Source organism: Micromonospora tarensis (assembly GCF_016803395.1).
GTDB lineage: Bacteria > Actinomycetota > Actinomycetes > Mycobacteriales > Micromonosporaceae > Micromonospora > Micromonospora tarensis.
Map to the genome: position 1 here is coordinate 1 of NZ_JAEVHL010000520.1, position 1,197 is coordinate 1,197.

Here is a 1,197-nt window from a genome sequence, read left to right on the forward strand (position 1 = left end):
GCCGCCCCTGGTGGCCACGCTCTCCCGACGAGGACCTGGTCGGCCAGGTGCTGATGCCCTACGCCTACGGCGACTCCGCGACGACCGTCTCGGCCGGCTCGGCCGCGGGTAACCAGGCCCTGGCCGGGGTCGACACTCCCGCCGAAATGATCAGCAAGTACCGGCTCGGCGGCCTGATCCTGGTGGGCTTCAGCGCCGACGACCCGACCAAGGGCAACCAGGAGACCACGAACGTCGACAGCCCGAAGCAGGTGCACGAACTCACCACCGGGCTGCGTACCGCCGCCGGCCGGCTCGCCGCCGGGTCCGCGCCGCTGCTGATCGGCACCGACCAGGAGTACGGCGTCGTCACCCGGGTGACCGACGGGGTCACCGTGCTGCCCAGCGCCCTCGCGGCCGGCGCGGCCGGTGATCCCAAGCTCACCGAGGCCGCCTGGCGGGCCGCCGGCACCGAGCTCGCCGCGATGGGCATCAACGTCGACTTCGCCCCGGTGGCCGACGTGCTGGCCACCCGCAGCACCGTGATCGGCTCCCGGTCGTACGGCGCCGACCCGAAGCAGGCCGCCGCGCAGGTGGGTGGGGCCGTACGCGGCCTCCAGGCGGCCGGGGTCGCGGCCACCCTGAAGCACTTCCCCGGGCACGGCCACAGCGCCGACGACTCGCACCAGGACCTTCCGGTGCTCACCCAGTCCGCCGCGGCGTTGCAGAGCGGCGCCTGGCCGCCGTTCAGCGCCGGAATGGACGCCGGCGCGATGGCGGTGATGTCCGGTCACCTGGACGCCCGCGCGATCGACCCGGGGACCCCGGCGACCTTCTCGCACAAGCTGCTCACCGACGTGCTGCGCGGCCAACTCGGCTTCAAGGGCGTGGTGATCACCGACGGGATGAACATGCCGCCCGCGAAGCGCTGGGCTCCGGGCGAGGCGGCGGTCCGGGCGCTCAACGCCGGAAACGACCTGATCCTGATGACCCCGAACGTCGGTCAGGCGTACGACGGGCTGCTCGCCGCGCTGCGCGGCGGGTCACTGCCCCGCCCTCGGCTGGTCGAGGCGGTCACCCGGGTGCTGACCATGAAGTTCCGGCTCGCCGAGCTGCCGGCCGCGCAGATGTCCACGCTCAACTCCCCGGCGCACCGGGCGGCGGCCGACGCGCTGGCCGCCGCCGCCGTCACCGTGCTGCGGGGCACCTGCGGCGGTG

1 protein-coding gene is annotated in these 1,197 nt (G+C 74.3%); it reads left to right on the forward strand.

The features are described from left to right. Positions 1 to 1,197 (forward strand): glycoside hydrolase family 3 protein (locus JM949_RS36080; RefSeq protein WP_203152487.1); only part of this gene is annotated, 1,197 nt, incomplete at both ends.